The sequence below is a fragment of the Alcanivorax sp. HI0044 genome, from assembly GCF_001634945.1.
Map to the genome: position 1 here is coordinate 1 of NZ_LWEZ01000435.1, position 23254 is coordinate 23254.

The following is a 23254-nucleotide window of genomic DNA, read 5'->3' on the forward strand; positions in this document are numbered from 1 at the left end:
GTGACGCGGATCTGCTCAGCGCAGAACAACGCGATGCCCGCCTGCGTGAACAACAGGAGCTGGAAGCGCGAGCCAGCGAGCTGGAAGCTCAACAGCAAACCACCCGCGAACTGCTGGAACAACAAGAGCAGTATCTGGACGCCCTGCGCGCCCAGATCAAGGCGATGAAAGCCTCGGAGAAAGCATCCGCCCCCACCAGCCCGGCAGGCACGCAGCCATGATTGGGCAATGGCTACAACGCTTGTTCCGTCGCACCCACCGGCCCACTGCGCCCGCCGCAGCGGCCACACCGGAACCGTCCACTCCAGCCGACGCCGCCCAGGATCCCCCCGACACGGTTGACGATCCTCTCGCTCTGTTTCTGCCTTTCCAGATTCGTCCACTGGAAAGCACGGACCTGGGTGAGCTGCTGGGCGTATTCCGCGAGGCCATCCAGATCAGCACCGCCGACCAATACGACCAGCAACAACGGGATGCCTGGAGCCGCGCACAAAGCCACGAAAGCCTGATTTCCGCCCTCAGTGAAGGGGAAGCCGTGGTCGCCGAATGGGACGACGCGCTGGTGGGTTTTGCCCATCGCGTCAATGGTTATATCAACATGGTCTTCGTACACCCGGATGCCAGCCGCGTGGGCATTGCCACCCTGCTCTACCAACACCTGGAAGACGGCGCGCGGGTGGAAGGCATCACCGAACTCAACGCCCACGCCAGCCTCACGGCCCACGACTTTTTCCATTTCATGGGGTTTACCAGTGAAGGTCAGGAAGAAGCCGAACGCGATGGCGTGCGCCTGCCCCGGCACCACATGCGCAAGTCACTGGTCTGAATCAAGAACCACAACACGCCTCACCCAGAGCGCAACACGGGCAACCGCTGCGCGCCGGGAGCCCGACCACTGACGCTTTCATTCAAAATCTGAAAGCCCGGGCTCCATGCGTTCTGGGTAACACGAATTACCGGAGCGTGCCCGGAACCTCCCTGCTTCGCCCATTGATCAATTAATCTGATCAAACCGGTCGAGCCATTCCCGTGGGTTGGTCGGCAGACTCCCCCTACACTTGTTCCATCGCTGAAGAGAAAATCGCTTCAGCCACCCAATCACATTGCGCTCACTCTGTGGTTATACCCCCGGGCTCAAAAAGCCCGTTGATTCCCCCCTTAAGGCCGTCCCCCCGACGGCCATTTTTTTTTGCCGCTCTGCGGCCGCCACACGCTTCACGCTGCATGCAACACGACACGCCACCAGAGCGTATATGCGATTCAGGACTTGTACAGCAATTTCCCGACACTGTTGAACGCCTTTTCCGACAGGCTCATGCGAATCATGGTGCGGAACCATGTTTCGGGCAGCAGCCAACGTGCCAGCAACAACATGCGTGCATCCGCGCCCACGCTATAACGCAGACGTTTACCGGGATCGTTAGCCGCCTTGTAGATCACCTTCGCGGCATCTTCCGGGGTAGAGCCACCCGGCCCGGTCTTGTCCATAACCCCGAACTGAGCCTTGGAATACTCATCGTAGGTCTTTACGCCCGTGCGGTTATCCCGGTCCGCCGAGCGACCGAAGAACGCCGTATTCACCGCCCCCGGCTCAATGATTTTCACCCCGATACCCAACGGACACAGCTCATACACCAGCCCCTCGGTGAACCCTTCCACCGCCCATTTACTGGCGTTGTAAACACTGTAAAGCGGCAACGGTACGCGCCCAACCATGCTGGCCACATTCACCAGCGCGCCGCTTTTTCGTTCGCGAAAATGCGGCAACACGGCCCGGCACGTTTCCATCAGGCCGAACACATTGGTATCGAACTGACGAATGATCTGGGCTTCGTCCAGGGTTTCAAACGCGCCCATCAGGCCATACCCCGCATTGTTCACCAGCACATCGATAGCGCCAAAATGCGCAATGGCCTTTTCAACCGCCGCATGAATGCTGGCCCGATCATTAACATCCAGTGGCAGGCACAACACCCGAGGCAAGGCAGCCAGTGCTTCGGCCTGTTCCGGCTTGCGCAGGGTTGCGACCACATTCCAGCCCTTGTCCTGAAACAACCGTGCCGTGGCATAGCCAATGCCGGAGGACGCACCGGTGATAAAAACGGTTTTCGTGTTCACTTCAGTCATTCTGTTTTCCTTTATTGCTGATCGGTTGAGCCGCCGTTCTCAGGCATGGCCAGGGTGATTGACGCCCGGCCGGATAAGATCCTGTTTCGCGTCGCCGAACATTTGCCCCAGCACCTTGCGTTGGGCGTTACGTCCTCTTTGTTGCTGCCATTGGCGCAGCCCCGGAACATAGTGCTGGCCACTGAACGAGAGCAACCGCGGCAACAGCGTGGCCAGCGGGTACCAGGCCGATACCGATTCCGGCAACCCCAGCTGGGCCATCTTGTCGCGGCTCAGAAAGTAACGGCTGACACTCAGATGTTTCTGGTAGGCAAGCTTGCGCTGCAGGGATTCAAATCGGCGGAAATGACGCTCCAGCGGTTCTTGAGCCAGGGCCTTGCCCAGCTCCTGGCTGGTCCAGTCCGGCTGGCTCTGGGTCATCAAGGTGTGGTGCAGCAACACAATGCCGTCCTGCTCGCGATCCACCAGCCACTTTTCGTCCACGCCCATCAGCCAGCAGGCGTATTTCCACAGGTGCATCACCGCACGGGATTCCCGCGGCGTCACCGGCACCCCCATCTTGCGCAGGCCGCCCAGCATCACCACGCAGAACCCCAGATAAGTGGCCACCATATCCACCTGACTCAGGGGTAAGCCCCACTGCGCCACATCCCACTCCTCACGGCTGGCCAGGTTGCGGCGCACCAGCGAATGCACCAGGCGCACGTGCAAGGTGCCCCGGAAACCGGCACTGAAACGTTTCAGCCCCCCTTCCTCGGTACAGTCGACCCACCACTTCCCGGTCTCGGCAATGCGTCGCGACGCGCCCTGATTCAATGCCCCGGTCAACACCAGCGACTGATTGAAACCGGACAGCAGGTAGCCCCCCATCAATGCCAGATCACGCAACACATAGGGCGCGGTCATCCCGGTGGAATGAATAAAGCGGGCGCCCTCATCAATCAGGTCGAAATCCACCCAGGCCGGGCGCCTTTCCACACTTTTGATAAACAGCCGCAGCGGTTCCGGGCAATCCGGGATGGCAGCCAACCCCTCGGTAATGGCGGTTTCAAACAGCGCCCGCGCCTCACGGGGGCCATGATCCATCATCCAGTCCACCAATGAATCCATGGCCGGATCCCCCACACTGAGCGCCTCCAGCACCGCGCTGAATTCCTCCTGGCTGGGGGCCAGATCGCGGCCCAGCAGCTTGCGCAGCAACGCCGGCGTGGGTTGCTGGGTTTTCTCGAACGGGCGCGCCCGGCTGGGAATCGCATCGATATGAGCCTGTGCCGTCATCTCGGCCTCCACGGTGTGCTTGCGTTGGCCGGAAACATAATGCGAATATGTATTCGCATTCAATTCGCATTAGAGGCTCCATGCGCAAACGCCCCCAACAACAGCGTTCCCGGGAACTGGTGAAAGCACTGATCGACGCCACCGCGAAAGTCATCCAGCAGCAGGGCCTGGACAACACCACCACCGCCCGCATCGCCGAAGTGGCCGGGGTCAGCGTGGGGTCCCTGTATCAGTATTTCGGCGACAAGGACGGCCTTATCGAAGCGCTGATGGAAAGCCTGGCAGACGATATCGGCGCAGGCCTGAAGCGCCTGCCGTTGCTGGATAATGTGGATATGAACGCCATGATCAGCAGCGCCATCCAGTTTGGTTTCGCCGTGCTCAACTCCCGCGACGGGCTCTACCTGGAGCTGGTACGTAACTGGCACCGGCTACCCACCGACAGGGTGGTGAATACCTTGCAGCAGCATTTCATGGATCTGGCCAGGCTGTACTTCCTGCGCCACTATCAGGACTACCCGATTCGCAATCTGGAGGTGCGGGTGTTTATCGTCACCAACAGTGTGCTGTTCACCATGGTTCGCCATATCAGCCAGCACAACGGGCTGATTCGCGAGGACGACCTGGCCAACGAGCTGACCCGCATGGTCGCCGGTTACATGACGACTCCGCCTGACAGCCAGGACGCACCCGCATGAAACCCGATCTGGCCATGACCTACTGCCGCATGATTGCCCAAACCCTGGGCCTGGATCAGGCTGGCCTGGAAAAGCTGGTGGCCGATACCGGGGTGGACGTGGACACCCTGCAGCACAGCGATGGCTTCATCGACTGGCCCGGCGCCTGCCAGTTAATCAGCAATGCCCGCCAGCTCAGCGACCGTCCGGATATCGCCCTGCAAACCGGCCTGCGCGCCCTCCCCGCCATGCACGGCCCCATGGGCATGGCGGCCATGGCCAGCCCCACCCTGCGCGATGCCATGCAGCTGTTTGCCCGCTTCATCAACACCCGCACACAAGTCTTTACCACGGTGTTTGAAGAACAGCAGGGCACCATTACATTGCGACAGGAGTTCGCCTACCCACTGGACGACAATGTGCAGTTCCTGGTCGAATCCGTCATGGCCTCCGCCTTTGCCTGCCATGTGGTATTGCGCGGCAAACCGATTGACGGGGGAGAAGTCCATTTCAATTACCCGGCCCCTGACTACGCGGAGTGTTACGCCCAGACCTTCCCCCGCACCCGACTGATGTTTGACGCCGCTTGCACGGCCATCAAATTACCGTCCAGCTACGGCGATGAAACCCTGCCAAGCCACGATCAGGACCTGCTGTGGATCGCCATCGAGCAATGCGAAGCCCGCCAGGAAGCGCTGCGTAACCGCGGCACCGTCAGCGACCAGGTTCTGGCCCTGCTGCATCAGCACCACGGCAAGGCCAGCCTGGATACCGTGGCCGACCAGCTGCACATGAGCCCACGCACCCTGATCCGCAAGCTCAAACAGGAAAGCACCCGCTTCCAGCAGCTCCGTGACCAGACCCTCAGTCGCCGGGCCGCCCAGCTGCTCGGCCTGCCACACTACACCGTGGCCGCCGTGGCTGAAGATCTGGGCTACACCGATGTAGCCAGCTTCCGCCGCGCTTTCCAGCGCTGGTTCAACACCAGCCCCGGTCGTTTCCGCCGGGAATAGCATCAGCCGCAGTAGCGTGCTCGCACCGTGAGCAACACCACCGCGAAGACGATGTCATTTATCATCCCCTCCTTGTCAGCTTCCGCGCTTATCCACTTTCCTTTTTCCGGTAACACTGCGTAAAAGGCATCACTGGAGACGGTCGCAATGAACAAGTCTGACAGCACCAACAGCCCGACCCTTGCGCAGCTGAAAGTTTCTCCGCCGCTGGCATGGCCGACCGTGCTTATCCTGGTTGGTGCCGTAACAACCATCGCCTTGAGCTGGTTCCTGACCATGAACCACTTCTGGCCCCTGTGGCTGGGTGTCGTCGCCAACAGTGTGGCCGGCTACGCCCTGTTCACCCCGGCCCATGAAGCCATTCACCGCGCTGCTGCGCAGAAGCCAAAAACCAACGATTTCCTGTTGGCCGCCGCCACCTTTGTGGCCGTGCCCTTCGGCAAGGGCAAACTGTTCCGCTTGCTGCACATGCGTCACCACCGCTTTGCCAACGAAGAAAACGACCCGGACCACTGGATGGCCAGCAGCCTGTGGACCATGCCGTTATGGGGTCTCTGGCCTTACTTTTATCTGTACACCTTCCTGCGCAATCCGGCGCTTTTCCCCAATGTGAAGGTGTCCGAAATCGTCCGTGAAATTGTGGTGGCCGCCTTGATTATTGGCGCCCTGTGGTTGTGGGCGCCGTTCTACATGCTGATGCTATGGCTGATTCCCACCTATTTCGCCTTCTTCCTCATGTGCCTGGTCTTCATGGTGCTGCCCCACTATCCACATACCGGCCGCCAGGATGAGGACCCCAACACCACCGCCCTGATGCGCATGGGCCAGGAATGGTTACTGACACCACTGCTCATGTATCAGAACTACCATCTGGTCCATCACCTCTACCCCACCGTGCCGTTCTACCGCTACGGCAAGGTGTGGAAAGCCCGTGAGCAATACCACCGGGAACATTCCGGCAGCATGATCATTAAACCATTTCAACTCGGCCCGGATACTGATCGGCGCGCCGCCTGACAGGAGAACAACAATGACAAAAACCGTTTTGATCACCGGCGGTGCCGGCGGTATTGGTCGGGAATTCTGCAAACTGTTCAATGCTGACGGTTACCGCATCGTGGTGTTCAGTCTGCTTCAGGAGGAGCTGGATGCACTGGGACAACAGCTGAAACAGCAACGGGCAGATGTGGATTACCGGCCGGTACAGATGGATCTGTCGCAACCCGGTGCCGCCGAGGAAATTGTGCAGTGGCTGGAGCAGCAAGGGATTGAGCTGGACGTGCTGATCAACAACGTGGGCTTCGGCATGATGGGCGAGCATGTGGAGCAGGACAGCCAGACGCTTGAACGCATGCTGACTCTCAACAACATCCTGCTCAGCAAGCTATGCATGCTGGTGGGCGCAAAAATGAAGGCCCGCGGCGAAGGCAAGATCATGAACATCGGCTCCCTGGCGGGATTCTGCCCCATGCCGTTCTTTGCCGCCTACAGCGCCAGCAAGGCCTTTGTCATCAACCTGAGTGCATCGCTTCAGGAAGAACTCAAACCCTACGGTGTTCAAGTAACCTGCTTTTGTCCCAGCACCACCAAAACGGCGTTTCTGGATACCGCCGAGAGCCAACACAAATCCTCCAGCGGCATCCGGGAGTTTGTCTCGGCACACATTGCCACCCCGGAAGACGTGGCCAACGCCGGCTACGCCGCCTTGAACAAAGGCAAGCGCTACGCCCTGCCGGGCCTGTCTGTCACCCTGCAAAGTATCTGGATCCGCATGATGCCTTTGCGCGCCATGGCCAGTTTCGTTTACAAGAAATCGGTAAAAGAAATGGAAGGCTGATAGACGAAGCCGCTGTAGAAGCGGCGCTTGAGCCGCGAACCTCCCCTTCAGGGGGAGGAATCGCCCAGCGGGCGATCAGGCGCTTCAGTTCAAGTCCCGTCTATCCAGAAAGGTCACGAGACGCAGATATCTCTACAGCCTCGCTACGCGAGGTTCGCGGCTCAAGCGCCGCTCCTACAGCCCCCATCCGCGCCTGTCCACTCCCCGCCGAATCCGTTATGTTGGCGGTATCCAACGCAAAAGGAATGCATCATGGCGGACAGCAACATGGGCACGGACTCCCCACCGCTCAGCAACACATCATTGGCCGTATTGATCGATGCGGACAATACACCCCCAAAAATCGTCGACGGGCTGTTCGAGGAGATCGCCAAATTTGGCACCGCCAGCGTCAAGCGAATCTACGGCGACTGGACCAAACCCAATCTGGGTGGCTGGAAAAGCGTGCTGCTGAAACATTCCGTGCAACCGATCCAGCAATTTGCCTACACCCAGGGCAAGAACGCCACCGATTGCAGCATGATCATCGACGCCATGGATCTGCTCTATACCAAACAGCTCTCGGGCTTCTGTCTGGTGTCCAGTGACAGTGATTTCACCCGCCTGGCGGCGAGGTTAAGGGAAGAAGGCCTGACCGTGTATGGTTTCGGGGAACGCAAGACGCCGGGGCCCTTCGTGGCCGCCTGCGACAAGTTTATCTACACCGAAGTACTGCGCTCCGACCATGCCCCCGAGAGCACCTCAGACAAGCCCGATACCCCCGCCCAGACAGAAGCGCCTGTCAGCAAGGAGCCGCCGCCACTGCAACTGATCGCCAACGTGATCGATGATATTTCCGATGAGGACGACTGGGCCAACCTGGGTACGGTGGGCCAGCACCTGAGCAAGCGCAAACCCGACTTCGACACTCGCCTGTTCGGCCACAAGAAACTCAGCGACATGATCCGCGCCTACCCCAAGTGGTTCCAGATCCAGAAAGGGCAAGGCAAAAGCATCCAAGTAAAAATCCTACGAAAATAACGTTTTTCCTTCACCAACCAACTGAAACGCAAGAGGCCGCGTCCAGATAATGGACGCGGCCTCCTCGTTTCCAGCAATCAACAACCGCTGACCGCGCAACTATTCACTGTTAACTATTAACTGCCTTTTACCGCACCAACCAGAGACTGAGCTGCGGGATATAGGTAATCATCAACAAGGCGATGATCAATATCAGCATGAAGGGAATCGTTGCTGCGAACAGCTCGGTGACTTTCTTCTTGAAGCGGTAACTGGCGATAAACAGGTTCATGCCCACCGGCGGAGTGATATAGCCGATCTGCATGTTCGCCACGAAGATGATACCCAGGTGCACCGGATCAATGCCGTAACGCAACGCCACCGGCAGGATCAGCGGCACCATAATCACCAGCGCGGCAAAGATATCCAGCAACGCGCCCAGCAACAGCAGCAGGATATTGAGCAGGATAAGGAAGGTAATCTTGCTCTCAACATGTGTCTGGATCAGGGCAAACAATTTCTCCGGCACACCGGCATACACCAGGTAATCCGAGAAGGCCTGCGCCACCGCCAGAATCAGCAAAATACCGCCCACCATGATCATGGAATCGCGCATGATGGTCGGTAGCTTGCGCAGCGAGATTTCCCGATACAGAAACACCTCGGCCACCAACACATACAGCGCCGTCACCGCCGCCGCTTCACTGATCACCAGGAAACCGGAGAAGATCCCACCGAGCACTACCAGCGGCAGCGGCAGCTCCCAGCGTGCTTCCCAGAGCGCATCGACCAGTTCCCGGAAATCAAACGCCTGCCGGGGAACATCGGTGCCCCGCGTGGCCCACACACAGTAACCGTAAAGCAGCACGATCATCAGCAGCGCAGGCAGCAGACCAGCCAGATACAGATCGACAATTTCTACCGTCGGCATATCCAGCTGCTGGGACATTTGCTGGGCGATAATGCCGTAGATCAACAAGGGCACCGACGGCACCAGCAACAACCCCAGACTGCCCGAGGAGGTCACCAGGCCCAGGCTGAATTTTTCCGGGTAATTGCCTTTCACCAGCGCCGGCAGCAACAAGGCGCCCAACGCCACAATGGTGACACCGGAGCCCCCTGTCAGGGCGGTGAAGAACGCACAGGCAATCAGCGCAACAAAGGCCATGCCACCGGGCATCCAGCCGAACGCGGCCTGGCTGAGCCGCAACATGCGGTCGGCGGTTTTCGATTCACTCAGCAAAAAACCGGCGAAGGTAAACAGCGGTAACGCCATCAGCACCACGGAATTACTGAGCTGATAGATGTCGATGTGCAGCACCGCCAACTCGATTTCCAGCGTATAGAAACCCAGTGCGGCTGCGCCGAGGATAATGGCAAACAGGGGCGCGCCCATCAGCGCCAGCACCACCAGCAGAACAATCGCCGCAATGATCATGGCGTCGGCTCCTGCATTTTCGGCCGCTTGCCAATTAACCCCAGAGCAAACAGCACGACGTAGCGCAGTGCCATAACCGAGAAGCCCACCGGGATAATGGCTTGCAATAACCAGCTCGGCACACTGGCAAATGCCGGCGAAGCGTACTCATACTCTTCGAGTACGAAGTGCACGCTATACCAGGCCACCAACAAACAGATAAAGGCGGTGAACAGATCCACGAAGGTGGTCAGGAAGGGATGGTACTTTTCCGGTAACAGTGACGAGGCCACATCAATGCGGATGTGCTCGTCATTACGTGAGGCAATCATCGCGCCCAGCAAGCCAATCCATAGCACCGCGTTCTGCAACAGCGGCTCGATCCATACCAGGCTGGTGCCAAAGAAATTGCGCAGCACAATCTGCGCCACCGCCAGCAGGATCATAAACAAAAGGACGGCCACGATAAGGCCGTCCTCGATATGGTGAAGGGTGCGATGCACCCCACGTAGTAGCGCTGCCATCATTGCCCGTCGCGTTGCTTGGCAAGAATGCCGTTAAGGCGGTCGAGCATGGTCTGGCTAATTTCACCCTCTTCCACCAGCTCCGCCGTAGCGCGCTCGGCGTAGCTGTGCCATTCCTCGCGTTGTTCTTCGCTGGGCTTGATCACTTCCAGCCCCTGCTGCTGAACGGCGGCAAAGGCACTCAGGTTTTCCTTGCGGCTTTGCGCATCCAGTTTGTCGAAGGTGGCTTCCAGCACCGTGCGGACCACCTGCTGATCTTCCGGGCTCATGCGTTTGAAATATTTTTCATGGATACCCAGCATGCCGAAGGTATAAAGCAGTGGCATGTCAGTCAGGTAGTTCACCCGGGAATACCACTGCAACGTCAGGGCCGCCACCGGAGGAGCGGCGAACGCATTCACCGCGCCGGTCTGCAGAGAGGTCAGCACGGAGCCAATATTGAGCAGAATGGGGGACAGTTCAAACGCCTTGGCCGCTTTCGCGGAGGCTTCATCGTTGGCCGGCAACCACAGTTTTTGGTCGCGCAGATCGGACACGCTTTTTACCGGCTGCTCGGACATGACATAAGCGAAGCCACCGTCCAGCAAACCAAAGCTGACCCAGCCACCGTCTTCCAGGCCTTTCTGGATGACCGGGTCCAACTCGCTGCGCACCGCATCCACTTCATCGTAGTTATTAAAGGCCAGCGGCACGTTGAGAATCTGGCTGTCCTTGTAAGCGGAAGCAAACGCACCGCCCTGGGCCACCAGACCATGGAGCTGGCCGATACGGATTTTGCGCTCTACCGCACGATCATCACCCATCACCCCGCCAGGGTAGATTTTCAGCTTTACCCGGCCTTCGGTTTGCGCCGCAATATCTTTGCCGGCTTTTTTCAGGCCGGTGACGATGGTGGTGCCATCCGGGTACAGGGTAGAAATTTTCAGGGTCGTCGCAGCGGTGGCAACCAGCGGCAACAGCGCGATCAGAACAGTGACAAGGCGCAGCATAAACACTCCTAGAAATAATCGTCCGCGTCGGCAAGCAGGACTTCAGCCTGCTGCTGCGCATAAGTATTTTGCAGGGTCAGGCCGTGAACATCAGGGTCCGCCGCCAGCACCTCATTGAGCAGGCGGTCGTGCAGCTCCCGATCGAACACCAGGCGCGCGTACTTTTCCGCATACAGCACCTGGGCCATCAGGTTCTTGCCGTCGGACAGTACTACCGCCTCTTCAAAGTGAGCTTTGGCCTGTTCGGGCTTGCCGCCCAGCGACGCCGGCAGGATGCTGTTCAGCACCCCCAGATACATATGTGCCTGACCGTGCTGATAGCCATCATCCAGCGCCACGATGCGCTCCATGATGGCTTCCACCCGGCCCAGTTCCGCTACCGCATTCCAGTCACTGGTGTTCTGCTGGATATAACCCGCCCAGGCGCTGCCCAGGGAAAACAGCACCGGCACATCGCCTTTGTCGGCCTCGTCCAGCAGGGATTCGAATTCGGGCACCGACAGGCTGCGCAGATCGCAGTAATCCTTGTGGTGGGCACAGGCGGCACGGAAACCGTAACCCAGCGCCTTGTCGCTAAGTTTGCGGGCCCGCTCAGGGTCTTCCACAAACAAGCCGGCGTAGGCGCCATAAAGGTCCGCGCCACTGCTGAGCAGGGATTCGCTTTCCGGCCAGTTCTCAATCAGGCCATCGACCATCAGCAAATAGGTGGGCAGGCCGTCTTCGACCAGCTGCAGGTCATTGTTGTTGAGGACACCATAGGGCAGGTTGTCGTCAACATGGGCCAGGGAACAGCCTTGCAGGGTAACTACCGCTGCGAAGAAGAGAGAAGGTACCCAGTAAGGTACAGAGCGCCACTGCATAGGTCGCTGGCATCCTTTCATTATTGTGACTTCATCGTTTTGGCTGTCTTTATAGCAGCCCGCCTACCCTAACTCAAACCGGCAGGTGGCTCTAAGGCGTTTCTTGCGGGCATTCCCGGCCATTAACGGGCCTGGTTTTCGCCCGATTCCCCGGCCTGCCGACCACGGTGCCAGAAGCCGAAGCCGGCCCCCAGCGCACAGCCGCTGACCAGCCCGGCCAGATGCGCCGCATTGGCCACCACGCCGGACAGGCCCACAAAGCAGATAACCATCCACGCCAGCATGAAAATGACGATTTCCTTGCGCAGGGCCACCCCAGCGCCGGGATTAAGCTTGCCATAGATCCACAGGTAGCCGAGCAGGCCGTACACCACCCCGGACAAGCCGCCAAACTGGGGGCCTGAGTAGTAAAACTGGGCCAGGTTGGACGCCGCAGAGGTAATCACGGTCACCAGCACCAGCTGGGTGCCAGACTGCAACCGTTCGATCAGACGCCCCAGGTCAGACCACCACAGCAGGTTGAACAGGATGTGCAGCAGGGAAAAGTGCAGGAACATGGGAGTCAGCAGCCGCCAGGGCTGACTGGCCAGCCCTTCCACCACCCGGGGAAACAGGAAGGCATTATAGATACAGTAGCCGATCACATAGGTCGATAGATACACCACCGCACAGGCAATCAGAATGCCCCGCGTCACCCAGCCCATGCTGGCAAACCAGCCACCGGACAACAGCGGTTGCGGACGCCCGGTTAGCGGCTCCACCGGCTGGCGATGCTGCTGGTGGCGCAGGTCGTTGATCAATTCCTGCAGCAAGGCGTGGGCATGCTCATACTGCGCCGGGTTTTGCAGCTCAATGATGTGCTGCCCGTCGGCTTCCCGGCGGTCGACAGCAAAGCCATTACGCCGCAGGGTTTTCACAAACAGGTCCGCCAGTTCCGGCTGCGGCGTGCGAATCAGTTCCATGCAAGCCCCTCCAGGGCATCGGTACGTTGAGCCAGTGTTAGCGCCACCAAATTGTCCACCTGCTGCCAGAAGCAGCCCCAGTCCCGCTGACACTGATCCAGCAGGCGGGCAAAGGCCGGCACATAATCGTTATAGTCGCTGACCCCGTTAAGACGGGCATTGTTCAATCGCCCATCAAAGAAACCGGCGTAGGCTTTCAGGGCCGGCTGCGCCTGGCTGTCACGGGCAAAACGGTCGCGGGCCTGTTGCAGGATACGGGTTTTCTCCCGGGCCAGCGCGTCGGCATCCTGCGCTGACGCATACAGTTCCTTCAGCGCCGCACGCGTCGCCTGCACAATGGCCATAAAGGCATCCTGCACCTGTTCACGCTGCTGCCAGTAAGCGGCGGATAACGGCTCACCACTATGGGCGAAGTAATCCACTGCCCCTTCCCGGCCGACCAGGGTCGCCAGGGACTCATTGAAACGGGTGTCATCCTTGATATACACCTTGCGGTGCACCAGTTCGTGGATCAGCAATTGCGCCAGTGACGGACGAGAGCGCTCGAGCATGGGCGTGGTCAGCGGGTCGGCAAACCAACCCAGTGTGGAATAGGCGATGGCACCGCCCACGAAGGTATCCATGCCATCTTCAGCCAGAGCATCCGCCTCACGGGTGGCGCGATCCTTGTCAAAATAGCCCCGGTAGCTGACACAGCCGATCATCAGGTAGCACCAGGTTTTTGGCGTCAGGGAATAAGCCGGTGCCGCCAGCACATTCCATACCACCGCATCCTGCTCCAGCGCCACATACTGGTGGTAGACATCCTCTGCCGGCAACGACAACGCCTCACCGGCAAACGCGATAACCTGCTGACTGAAGCGCAACTGGTCAGCCAACTCAGGTGAGGTGCTGGCATCGTTCAATACGTCGGCTACCGGTTCACGCTTGCCCATCAACGACCAGTGGCCTTTCACTGCCTGGCCGTAATAGCCCACCTGACAGCCCGGGAGCACCACGCACAGCAACACACCTGCCAGCGTCGACCTGAAGGTCGCCCAGTGTTCACGCAGGGAAGATATCTCCATCCGGTGGCAATCAGGCCCGGGACATGAATTTACGTTCGGCGGTATTCACCCGCACTTTTTCCCCTTCCACGATATATTCCGGCACCTGCACCACCAGGCCAGTGTTCAGGGTGGCCGGCTTGGTGCGGGCGGATGCGGAAGCGGCCTTCATGGCCGGTGTGGTTTCAGTGACCTCCAGCACCACGGACGCCGGCAACTCCAGGCCGATAACGGCGTCTTCCACTTTCAGGGCCAACACCCCTTCGGTTTCTTCCGTGATGAACGCCAGCTCATCGCTGATATCTTCCTGCTTGAGCAAGTATTGGGAGAAATCCTCATTATCCATGAAGATGTAGTCATCCCCGTCCACATAGGAAAACTGCACCGCACGGCGCTGCAATTCCACCGTGGCCACGTCATCATCCCCCTTGAAGCGCTCTTCAAACTTGGGGCCACCACCGACGGCACTGGCCTTTACCCGGTACAAGGTGGCCGCACCCCGGGCAGAAGGCGACTGCACCTCAATCTGGCGGATGGCATACAGGGTGCCGTTGACTTCGATAACGTCGGATTTTTTCAGTTCACTGGCGCGGGTCATGGCAGGGCGATGTCCTTGTGAGTAAAAAAGACATGGTATCCGAGCTTAAAGGTGTGGCGCCAGATAACAGGAAGGAGGAATACAGTGGACAGCGAAAAGAAGGAAAACCCTTCTCTGTTTGGAAAGCCAGGCAGCCGCCCCCAAATGCTGAGTGCGGCCTCAAGCATTGAAAAAAAGGACAAAAATCAACCGCGAGCTTTCAACTGTCCACTATCAACTGTCAACTGCTCTTCCACCCGTTCATGCGCCCGCACAGACAGTGCCTTGCGGTCCATGCCCTCCCCATCCAAAGGCGTACAAAAATGCAGGCGCACGCGGATTTTTGGGCGGAGCAGCATAGCCCACAAGTGATCGTGGAACTCATCGTCACCAATAAAGGCCAGCCCCGGATCCGGGGCGCCCATGCTATCCAGGTAGCGTACCGCTAACGGTTGCACCGGCACGCCCGCCAGCAAGGGGGCATCGAACAATTGCGGGAAAAAGCGGCTCAGGCTGGAGCCATCGGTGGTGGTGCCTTCCGGGAACACCAGTACCGTGTGCCCCTGCTGCAAGCGGCTGGCGATTTCCTGGGCCTTGCGGACGGACTCACCACTGCCGCGCTTGATAAACAGGGTACCCATGGCCCGGGCCAGGTTGCCGATCAACGGCCAGTCACCCACCTCCGCCTTGGAGAGAAAATACAGATGCCGCTGGCTGGCAATCACAGGAATATCCAGCCACGACACATGGTTACTAACCAGAAACACCGGGGCTTCCACCCGGCTCCCCGTGACCATCAACTCCACCCCGAGGATACGCAGAAAACGCCGGCACCAGCTTTGCTTGGCGGCCAACACCACAGGCCGATACGGTGACCAGAACGCCCCCAGCAAAAACGCCAGTATAAAGCCCCATAACAGGTAGAGGACAACGCGGATCACCCGCACCATGCGACGCAGTTGCGGCCAGAGGCCGCTTTGCGGATAAGGACTGACGCTGACGCTGACGCTATCGTTCATTTCACTCATGCCTCTGGGCCGGTTTCCAGGGTTTCGCTGTCAACTGTCCACTATCCACTGTCAACTGGCTTCACACCGCCTGGGCCGGCTGCATGAAGTGCTGCACATAACGGGCGGGCAAGTCCTCCACCGCCATCAGCACAAAGAAATCCAGGCAGTTAAAATCCGGGTCCCAACACGGTTCACCGCACACTTGAGCCCCCATACGCAGATAGGCCTTGAGCAGCGGTGGCATTTTCACACTATCGGCCTGGGCATCTCCTGGCAGCGCCTGCAAGCGCAGATGCGGTTGCACGCGATGCCCTGCCTGGCTCAGGTGCCGCGCCTGGATACGCTGATTAACCGCTGCCACGTTATAGCCTTCACTCAGCGCGATACTGGCGCAGCCCAGCAGGTAGCGCACATCGTTTTCCAGCATGTACTGCGCCAGCCGCGCCCACAGCACACTGATCACGGCCCCGTTGCGATGCTCCGGGTGAATACAGGTACGACCGATTTCTGCCAGTTTGCCCTCCAGCTGGCTCAGCATGGTCAGATCAAATTCACCGCTGGAATAGAAGCCTCCGGTCCGGTGCAAGCGCTCACCCGGCAGCACGCGGGTGTAACCCACGATTTCCCCGTTACGGTTATCGCGGACCACCAAGTGCAAGCAGTGGCGATCAAAACGGTCCCGGTCGAGGCCGAACGGGGCACTGAAACTGGCACCATACTCTTGGGAGAAGATGCGATAGCGCAGGCGCTGGATTTTCAGAATTTCCCGGCGCGAGCGGGTGAAATAGGCCGTGAAGCGGCCCGGCGCCGGGGCCTCAAGCGCCCTCTCCGCGGCCATGTCGCGGGGAAAGCGAAGAATCTCGGCAGTAGCCACGAACGGCTTGGTGAAGGCCCCTTTCAATTGCGGGCTTAACGCTTTGATCTTTCCTGCAGCTTGCGCAAGCATAGTGTACTCCACTGGCAGTTTCGGCCAGTGTCGTCAGCCGCCATGGCAAGGCAGTGACATTTGCATGACATTTGCGCGACACACGCAGAATGCGCCTGACGTTAACGAAAGCGCCGCAGGAGAGCACCATGGACGCCCCCCGCATTGCCCACACCGTACCGTTCCCGCTGCCCGTCAAAAAAGGTGATACGGTCTACTGGTGCGCCTGCGGCCTCAGCAAGACCCAGCCCTATTGCGACGGCAGCCACAAGGGCACCGGCTTCTCCCCGGTGCCCTACACCGCCACCCGGAACAAGATTGTGTTTTTCTGCGGCTGCAAACACAGCAGCAAAGGCATGATCTGCGATGGCAGCCACGTGGCACTCAAAGGCAAGGAATCCAGCCCGTGATAGGCAAGCCTCACCCCTTCATTGCCCTGATGCTGGGGCTGCTGGCCAGCGGCATTCAGGCCGATCCAGCGCCTGCCCCGAGCCCCCCGCTTCAGGTCGCCGTTCCCGCCGATGTGTACCACGACTATCAATGCTGGTTAAGGCATCGTCAGGTACTGCGTATAACCGACTACCGGGGCGATTGCAGCCGCCGGGACGTCATCGAAGTCGCGCTGCTTCAGCAGGCGCTTGCCCTGGGTAGGGGCGCTGTTGGTGGCACTGCAGGGCAGAGAGGAGAGGTTAGAGGAAACAGCCACGAACTGGAGTGGGTCATCGTAAACAGCTACGAACGGACCCTCACAGAAATGGATCAAGGGCGCCTGGACCTGGCCGCCACCTCACTGTGGCGAGAGGATATCGCGCTGCGCGATAACCTGTGGGCCAGCACGGCACTGCTAGGGCCCGGCAGCAATCTGGCACAACTGTATGGGCGGGCAGAAACCGCGAAGAACACAACCCTGACCGAGACCGGGCAATTGGCCGACTTTCGCCTGGTCAGCTCCCGGCAGTGGCGAGCAGACTGGCAGTTGCTGACGAACCTGCCCCATGGCGAGCTGCTGGATGCGCCCCGCTGGATGACCATGGTTCGCTGGGTAGAAAGCGGGCGGGCGGACCTGCTGCTGGCCCCACCGCTCACCGCCGGCACGCCCGTGCTGCGCGTCAAGGGCAGCACCCTCCACCCGGTGCCCGGCGGCGTCCTGTGCCTGCCGGGCAGCCGCCATTTTGCGGTTTCCCGCCAGCACCCTGAAGCCGACGCCATCCAGCAAGCACTGAATAAGGGCATCAACACACTGCGCCAGCAAGGCCGTCTGCGCCGGGCCTATGAGCAGGCGGGCGCCCTGCAGGGGCCCACTCATACACTGAATCACTGCCAGTGAGGGAGCGCCCTCACCCGGTGTTGCGCAGGCCCGCCGCAATACCGGCAATGGTCACCATCAGTGCGCTTTCCAGGGTCTCATCACCGTCCTGCTGACGTAGCCGCGCCATCAGCTCTGCCTGCAGCAGATGCAACGGGTCGGTGTAAGGATCACGCACGCGGATGGACCAGCGCATCACCGGATTGTTATCCAGCAGATCTTCGCGGCCAGTGAGCGCAGACAAGGCACTGACCGTGGCAGTGAGCCGCTCACGCAGCACTTCGCCCAGACGCATCAGGCCAGCATCATCGCCAGCCAGGCGCTCTTCATACCAGGCCGCCACCCGCAGGTCGGACTTGGCCAGTACCATTTCCAGCATATCCACCACGCCCTGGAAAAACGGCCACTCGCTGGCCATTTCCCGCACCATGCTATTTTGTGCCGCATCGTTCTGGGCATCTTCCAGGGCGGCACCGGTGCCCAGCCAGGCGGGCAGCATCAGGCGGATCTGGGTCCAGGCGAACACCCAGGGAATCGCCCGCAACGAGCTGATGCCCTGGTCCGACTTGCGGCGGGCCGGGCGGCTGCCCAGGGCCAGCCGCGAGAGTTCGGTTTCCGGCGTCACGGTACGCAGGTAACGCACCAGTTCGGGCTCATCGCGCACCACACCCCGATAGCCCGCCACAGAGGTATCGGTCAACGCCTGCATCTGCTGGCGCCACTCCGCCCGCGCCGCCTGGGGCGGCAACAGGGTCGCCTCCAGCGTCGCCGCCACATACTGCTCCAGGTTGAACACCGCCACCGACGGGCGGCCATATTTGAAGCGAATCACCTCACCCTGCTCTGTCACCCGGATGCGACCGGCCACCGAGCCCGGCGGCTGTGACAGCAACGCCATGCGGGTGGGCGAGCCGCCGCGGGAAATGGAACCGCCACGGCCATGGAACAGGGTGAGCGGAATGCCGTTATCGGCAAATAACGCAGTGAGCTTTTCCTGGGCACGGTACTGGGCCCAGGCAGCGCCGAGAAAACCGGCGTCCTTGGCGGAATCGGAATAGCCAATCATCACTTCCTGGCCCGCCGCCACCCGCTCCCGGTAGAACGGCAGCGCCAACAGGGCCGACATGGTCTGCTCGGCGCCGTCCAGATCGTCCAGGGTTTCAAATAGCGGCACCACGCGCATGGGCTCGCGGACACCAGCGATTTTCTGCAGCAGCATCACCGCCATCACATCGGACGGCGTGGTCGCCATGGAAATCACGTAGGCCCCCAGCCCTTCACTGCCCTGCTCGGCAATCACCTCACAGGTGGCCAACACCTCGGCCACCTCGGGGGTACAGTGTTCACTATCGCGGAAGGCGGCATCAATGAGCGGCCGGCGCGCCTGCAGTTCCTCTACCAGAAACGCCTGGCGGGCCGCTTCATCCCAGTCGTTGTAACTGCCAAGCTGCAGATAGCGGGTAATCGCATTCAGCACCTCACTGTGGCGGGTGGATTCCTGGCGGATATCCAGCCGCAACAGGGTAATCCCGAAGCAGTTCAGGCGGCGCAGGGTGTTCTTCAAATCACCGTCGGCGATATCGCTCAACCCCACGGCGCGTAACGAGCGATCCAGCATCTGCAGCGGCGCCATCAGTTCTTCGCGGCGCAGGTACGCGTCCCCCTCCGGCACCGGCAAGCCTTCCACCTGCGCTTCCATTTGGCGACGGGTCAGGCGCAGGCGGCTGCGCACATCGCGCAACAACACCCGGTACGGTTCGTGGGTGGGGCCCGTGGCGGCCAGCAGTTCCTCACTGGCGGCTTTCATGGACAAGTCCGCCAGCAAATTCTCCACATCCCGCAGGTACAGATCCGCCGCCATCCAGCGCGCCAGCAGCAACACTTCGCGGGTCACCGGGGCGGTGACGTTGGGGTTGCCGTCCCGGTCACCGCCCATCCATGAGGCCAGCTTCACCGGCGCCCAGTCTGCTGGCGGCGCGGGCAGGCCCTGCTCGGCCAGCTGCGCTTCCAGCCGGCGTAAGACATCCGGTACGGCCTGCCACAGGGATTGCTCAATGGTGGCAAAGCCCCATTTGGCTTCGTCCACCGGGGTGGGCTTTTCACGGCGGATTTCATCGGTGCACCAGGCCGCCAGGATCACCCGGCGCAGCCGTTCACGGCGCAACTGGCGCTCGTCATCATTAAGATCGGAACGGTCCAGCTCACTGAGCAGATCAGCCATCTGGTCATACTTGCGAATCAGGGTGCGACGAGTGACCTCGGTGGGGTGCGCGGTCAGCACCAGCTCCACGGAAAGATCTTCCAGCGTGCCCGAGATCTGCGGTTGTGCAATTTGGTTATCCGCCAGACGCTGCAACACATCCTGCAACCCCTGATCGGTCCCCGCGTCCCCCGGATACCGCTGGTGCTGACGATGCAAGCGCTCCCGGTGATGCTGCTCGGCAATATTACTCAGGTTGAGAAACTGGCTGAACGCCCGGGCCACTTCCAGCAGGGTGGCGTCGTCCAGGGGAGAGAGCAGGTCGCGTAGCGACGCCAGCGACTCGCCTCCCTCGGTGCGCGTCGCCACAGAGGCCTGGCGGATTTTTTCCACCGTCTCATACATGGAATCGCCGGCCTGCTGGCGCAGGCATTCACCCAACAAGTCGCCCAACAAGCGGACATCGTCACGCAATGGTGCATTTACATTGTGATCCACTGTGCCTCCTTACGGTGCAGGAACATTCGCCAACGCCTACCATACCGACTCTTCAGGTCCAGACCATGACCGGTAAACGCCTCTCAACGTACAGTTTTAACAAGATTACACCGCCGGGCATCTTTATTCCGCTGCCACGGTGCCGCAACATAGGCCCCCTAATGAACCTGGGATCGACTCAATGATGAACACCTCAAGCCGTATCACCTCGGATCAGGGTGTGGTGCTGATGCAGTATCTGGCGCGGGCGCTGTTTGCGGGCCTGGCGGTGATGTATTTCCACCATGCGGACCATTTTTTCTTCACCCTGCCCCAGGCGACACCGTGGCTGCTGTTCAGCGCCTATATCGGCATTCAGCTTTTGCTGTTGATCTGGCGCCCGGCCAATGCTGACGCCTTCGCTTCCGCGCTCGACCTGCTGACCCTGGGTATCGTGCTGCTACTGGATGCTGGCGACCCACCGCCAACCATGGCCCTGCTGTTTATCGCCGTGCTCAGTAACGGCCTGCTGCATGGGCTCAAGCGTTTCCTGATCATGCTCGCCGGGGCCGAAATCGTGCTGGCGTTTGTGTTACCCATCCGCCTGAGCTACACCGATGCCCCCACCGCTTCTGCCAGCCTGTTCCTGGTCGCGGCACTCAGCGCCTGCATGCTCTATTTCGGCTTGATGATCTGGCGTAACCAGCATCTGTCCCGGGCCGCACTGGAAGCCACCTGGCGCGACCCGGATACCGACTTCATCAGCCGCGAAGCCCTGGTCAGTACCGCTGGCTGGCTAGTGCCACTGCATGATCGCATTTCCTCGCCGCTGACCCTGGCGCTGGTGCAACACAACGAACTGCCACTCCTGGCCGACCGGGTCGCCCAACGCATCCGCCGCAGCGATGTGGCCGCCCGCTATGATGAACAACACTTGGCCCTGCTGCTGCCCTGCACCGCCACGGCCGCCGCCGAGCAGCTGCTCAATGATCTGCGCGACCGGCATCCGGGCCTGCGCGCCGCCGTAATGACCCTGACCGATGGCGACGCCGCCCTGGAGCAGGCGTTCTCTCACCTGCAGACGTCCATGGCCCGCACCACGGAAGAAGATAACCACTGGCTGGCCCATGCGCCGCCGATGAACTGAGCCAGCCACGTCGCACGTCTGACGCCACAGGCCTTGACCTAACCCGCGAGGGAAGTCAGGCCTGTCACCGCAAGGCACCTGAAACAAATAAAACACGCTTCGCTCACACAGCCTTGTCGGCCTTTGCGCTAAACTGATCTAAATAATGACAAGGCATCCCTATGCCCCTTCGCACCGTTTTCACCACTTTGCTCGCCGGCCTGCTGACCACCCTGGGCACGCTAGCCCAAGCCGCCGACAGCCCCAGCGCGCGCATTGTCGGTGGCAACCAGGCCCCTGCTGATCGCTGGCCGTGGATGGCACAACTCGCCATCGACGACCCCAATCTTCCCGGCGGCTATCTGCTCTGTGGTGCCAGCCAGCTCAGCCCCCGCTGGGTACTCACCGCTTACCATTGCACCCAGTACCAGAATGATGCCCTGGCCACGGCCAATCGCATGTTTGTTTATATCGGTGAAACCGAACGCAAAGGCACCTCACCTCAACCGGGGCGCATTCCGGTAGAAGCGATTTACCGCCATGCGAACTTCAATAATTTTTCCTTTGCGCACGATCTTGCCCTGTTGCGTATTCCTGCCACCAGCAACAACCAATGGCCGAGCCTGGCGGACAACGGTACCTTTGCGGAACTGGAAGGCCGTTCATTGAATCAACGTGACGAAGCAGTAACCGCCTTGGGTTGGGGCCAGACGGGCAGCGGCGACCTCAGTGTCTTTCTGCGCGAAGTGCAACTGGATTACATCCCCAAAAATACCTGCCAGAGTCTTTCCACCCTGATCATTCCCGATTCAACCATCTGCGCGGCAGAGCTGAATCCGGTCAACAATATCAACCAGGACACCTGCTTCGGCGACAGCGGCGGCCCCCTGTTTATCGGCGAAGAGCCCAACCCCTGGCTGGTCGGCCTGACCAGCTTTGGCCTGGAAAACTGTGCGTCTGGCGCCCCCGCCGGGTACAACCACGTCACCAAAGAAATTGCAGAAATCGAGCGGCTGACCACGCAAGGCGGCGTACCGCTGGTGGATATGACCATCAGCGGTGGTACGACGCGCCACTATCAACCCCTAAACGGCACCCAGACCATCACCGCTACCCTGCGCAACAACAGCACCCGCAATACGGCCACCAACGCCACCGTGAGCCGCTCGCTCATCGGCAGCCTGACCACCAGCGCCCACTTTGACTGGAACGGCTGCAGCACCCTGATCTCTGCCAGCCGCTGTACCGTGGCCAGCAACCTGGCCGCGGGCGCTTCCCGCACAGGTAACGTGGCGGTGACCGACAGCAGTGGCACCGACCAGGTCGTCACCCTCACACTCAGCGCCAGTGCCGATGAAAACGACTACCGCCGCCGCAACGATAGCCTCACGCAGGAAATTGTTTTTTCCGACAATCCCGACCTGGCCCTGTCCGCCGCCCAACAGACCAGCAGCCCCACCCGAGCCACAGTAGCGCTAACCCTGAGCAATCACTCTCCGCTGAATGCCGCCACCAACACCGGCATCAGCTTCCCGCTCCCCGCCAATACTCAACTGGTCAACGGCCCGGCACTGGGCTGCCAACAAAGCAACCCGGTGTACTGCCCTGTCGGCAACCTCAGCCCGGAACAAAGCGAAATCCTGACACTGGAGTTCACCACTGACACCGGCATCAACCAGGCTTTCACCTTCACCGTCAACGCCGACCAAAACGACATCCCCGGCGACACCGATACACAGGCGGATGTCACCGTGCAGTACAACGCCACCGTCAACACCGCTGCAAGTGACAGCAGCGGAGGCGGAGGTGCGTCACTGTGGCTGGGGCTCATGGCGATGCTGCTGGGCGTGCGCCGACAGCGCAACTGACTTGTCTGCCTGTCACCGCACCTTTATTCTTCCCGG

At 60.2% G+C, this 23254-nt stretch carries 23 protein-coding genes; 11 read left to right on the forward strand and 12 right to left on the reverse strand.

Annotation, left to right across the window (positions count from 1 at the left end):
* The coding region (locus tag A3730_RS31100) for a hypothetical protein (protein WP_197477309.1) at nucleotides 1-221 on the forward strand (221 nt) is incomplete at its 5' end.
* Nucleotides 218-826, forward strand: a complete 609-nt coding sequence (locus A3730_RS05225; protein WP_063520932.1) for a GNAT family N-acetyltransferase — start codon at nucleotides 218-220, stop codon at nucleotides 824-826. The genes A3730_RS31100 and A3730_RS05225, both read left to right, overlap by 4 nt.
* Before the next feature lie 434 nt (nucleotides 827-1260).
* Here the strand turns inward: A3730_RS05225 and A3730_RS05230 are convergent, their stop codons facing one another.
* The gene (locus tag A3730_RS05230; protein ID WP_063520931.1) at nucleotides 1261-2127 is read right to left on the reverse strand and encodes an SDR family oxidoreductase; all 867 of its coding nucleotides are present in this window, start codon (nucleotides 2125-2127) and stop codon (nucleotides 1261-1263) included.
* A 39-nt stretch (nucleotides 2128-2166) separates the two neighbouring features.
* Nucleotides 2167-3405 (reverse strand): oxygenase MpaB family protein, encoded by a 1239-nt coding sequence (locus A3730_RS05235; RefSeq protein ID WP_063537642.1) that lies wholly within the window; start codon nucleotides 3403-3405, stop codon nucleotides 2167-2169.
* An 80-nt stretch (nucleotides 3406-3485) separates the two neighbouring features.
* On the opposite strand from A3730_RS05235, the gene A3730_RS05240 reads away from it, so the two are divergent.
* The 5 genes from A3730_RS05240 to A3730_RS05260 all read left to right on the forward strand — a co-directional run bounded on the left by A3730_RS05240 (nucleotide 3486) and on the right by A3730_RS05260 (nucleotide 7952).
* The gene (locus tag A3730_RS05240; protein WP_063520691.1) at nucleotides 3486-4103 is read left to right on the forward strand and encodes a TetR/AcrR family transcriptional regulator; all 618 of its coding nucleotides are present in this window, start codon (nucleotides 3486-3488) and stop codon (nucleotides 4101-4103) included.
* A complete protein-coding gene (locus A3730_RS05245) occupies nucleotides 4100-5095 on the forward strand; it encodes an AraC family transcriptional regulator (RefSeq protein ID WP_063520690.1) in 996 nt (331 codons plus the stop codon). The genes A3730_RS05240 and A3730_RS05245 overlap by 4 nt, the downstream gene beginning before the upstream one ends.
* Before the next feature lie 147 nt (nucleotides 5096-5242).
* Entirely contained in the window at nucleotides 5243-6112 is an 870-nt protein-coding gene (locus A3730_RS05250; protein WP_063520689.1) for a fatty acid desaturase, read from the forward strand.
* Nucleotides 6113-6125: 13 nt separating this feature from the next.
* Entirely contained in the window at nucleotides 6126-6932 is an 807-nt protein-coding gene (locus tag A3730_RS05255) for an SDR family oxidoreductase (protein WP_063520688.1), read from the forward strand.
* Nucleotides 6933-7184: 252 nt separating this feature from the next.
* Nucleotides 7185-7952: an NYN domain-containing protein gene (locus tag A3730_RS05260; RefSeq protein ID WP_082872265.1), complete on the forward strand. Its 768-nt coding sequence runs from the start codon at nucleotides 7185-7187 to the stop codon at nucleotides 7950-7952.
* 127 nt (nucleotides 7953-8079) lie between these two features.
* On the opposite strand, the gene A3730_RS05265 is transcribed toward A3730_RS05260, so the two are convergent.
* The 9 genes from A3730_RS05265 to A3730_RS05305 all read right to left on the reverse strand — a co-directional run bounded on the left by A3730_RS05265 (nucleotide 8080) and on the right by A3730_RS05305 (nucleotide 16262).
* On the reverse strand, nucleotides 8080-9369 hold the full coding sequence (locus A3730_RS05265) for a TRAP transporter large permease (RefSeq protein WP_063537644.1): 1290 nt from the start codon (nucleotides 9367-9369) through the stop codon (nucleotides 8080-8082).
* Nucleotides 9366-9875, reverse strand: a complete 510-nt coding sequence (locus A3730_RS05270; RefSeq protein WP_063520303.1) for a TRAP transporter small permease — start codon at nucleotides 9873-9875, stop codon at nucleotides 9366-9368. The genes A3730_RS05265 and A3730_RS05270 overlap by 4 nt, the downstream gene beginning before the upstream one ends.
* Entirely contained in the window at nucleotides 9872-10861 is a 990-nt protein-coding gene (gene dctP, locus A3730_RS05275) for a TRAP transporter substrate-binding protein DctP (protein WP_063520304.1), read from the reverse strand. Before dctP ends, A3730_RS05270 begins: the two co-directional genes overlap by 4 nt.
* Nucleotides 10862-10869: 8 nt before the next feature.
* Nucleotides 10870-11721, reverse strand: coding sequence for a TRAP transporter TatT component family protein (locus A3730_RS05280; protein ID WP_063520305.1), 852 nt, complete (start codon nucleotides 11719-11721; stop codon nucleotides 10870-10872).
* A gap of 122 nt (nucleotides 11722-11843) precedes the next feature.
* Nucleotides 11844-12683, reverse strand: coding sequence for a rhomboid family intramembrane serine protease (locus tag A3730_RS05285; protein WP_063520306.1), 840 nt, complete (start codon nucleotides 12681-12683; stop codon nucleotides 11844-11846).
* Nucleotides 12674-13750 (reverse strand): aminopeptidase, encoded by a 1077-nt coding sequence (locus tag A3730_RS05290; RefSeq protein WP_063520307.1) that lies wholly within the window; start codon nucleotides 13748-13750, stop codon nucleotides 12674-12676. Before A3730_RS05290 ends, A3730_RS05285 begins: the two co-directional genes overlap by 10 nt.
* A 10-nt stretch (nucleotides 13751-13760) precedes the next feature.
* Nucleotides 13761-14327: an elongation factor P-like protein YeiP gene (gene yeiP / locus A3730_RS05295; protein WP_063520308.1), complete on the reverse strand. Its 567-nt coding sequence runs from the start codon at nucleotides 14325-14327 to the stop codon at nucleotides 13761-13763.
* Nucleotides 14328-14512: 185 nt separating this feature from the next.
* Nucleotides 14513-15334 carry a 1-acyl-sn-glycerol-3-phosphate acyltransferase gene (locus tag A3730_RS05300; protein WP_082872266.1) on the reverse strand — a complete coding sequence of 274 codons (822 nt, stop codon included), beginning with the start codon at nucleotides 15332-15334 and terminating at the stop codon, nucleotides 14513-14515.
* A gap of 61 nt (nucleotides 15335-15395) precedes the next feature.
* Nucleotides 15396-16262 carry a GNAT family N-acetyltransferase gene (locus A3730_RS05305; protein ID WP_082872267.1) on the reverse strand — a complete coding sequence of 289 codons (867 nt, stop codon included), beginning with the start codon at nucleotides 16260-16262 and terminating at the stop codon, nucleotides 15396-15398.
* Nucleotides 16263-16390: 128 nt separating this feature from the next.
* Between A3730_RS05305 and A3730_RS05310 the strand changes: the two genes are divergently transcribed.
* Together A3730_RS05310 and A3730_RS05315 are read left to right on the forward strand one after the other, a co-directional pair.
* On the forward strand, nucleotides 16391-16651 hold the full coding sequence (locus tag A3730_RS05310; RefSeq protein WP_063520310.1) for a CDGSH iron-sulfur domain-containing protein: 261 nt from the start codon (nucleotides 16391-16393) through the stop codon (nucleotides 16649-16651).
* Complete coding sequence (locus tag A3730_RS05315; RefSeq protein ID WP_063520311.1) at nucleotides 16648-17568, forward strand: hypothetical protein; 921 nt, start codon at nucleotides 16648-16650, stop codon at nucleotides 17566-17568. Before A3730_RS05310 ends, A3730_RS05315 begins: the two co-directional genes overlap by 4 nt.
* Nucleotides 17569-17578: 10 nt before the next feature.
* Here the strand turns inward: A3730_RS05315 and ppc are convergent, their stop codons facing one another.
* On the reverse strand, nucleotides 17579-20245 hold the full coding sequence (ppc, locus tag A3730_RS05320; protein ID WP_063537646.1) for a phosphoenolpyruvate carboxylase: 2667 nt from the start codon (nucleotides 20243-20245) through the stop codon (nucleotides 17579-17581).
* A 181-nt stretch (nucleotides 20246-20426) separates the two neighbouring features.
* Between ppc and A3730_RS05325 the strand changes: the two genes are divergently transcribed.
* Together A3730_RS05325 and A3730_RS05330 are read left to right on the forward strand one after the other, a co-directional pair.
* Nucleotides 20427-21371, forward strand: a complete 945-nt coding sequence (locus A3730_RS05325; RefSeq protein WP_063537648.1) for a hypothetical protein — start codon at nucleotides 20427-20429, stop codon at nucleotides 21369-21371.
* A 161-nt stretch (nucleotides 21372-21532) separates the two neighbouring features.
* Nucleotides 21533-23218 (forward strand): trypsin-like serine protease, encoded by a 1686-nt coding sequence (locus A3730_RS05330; RefSeq protein ID WP_063520187.1) that lies wholly within the window; start codon nucleotides 21533-21535, stop codon nucleotides 23216-23218.
* Nucleotides 23219-23254: the final 36 nt, after the last annotated feature.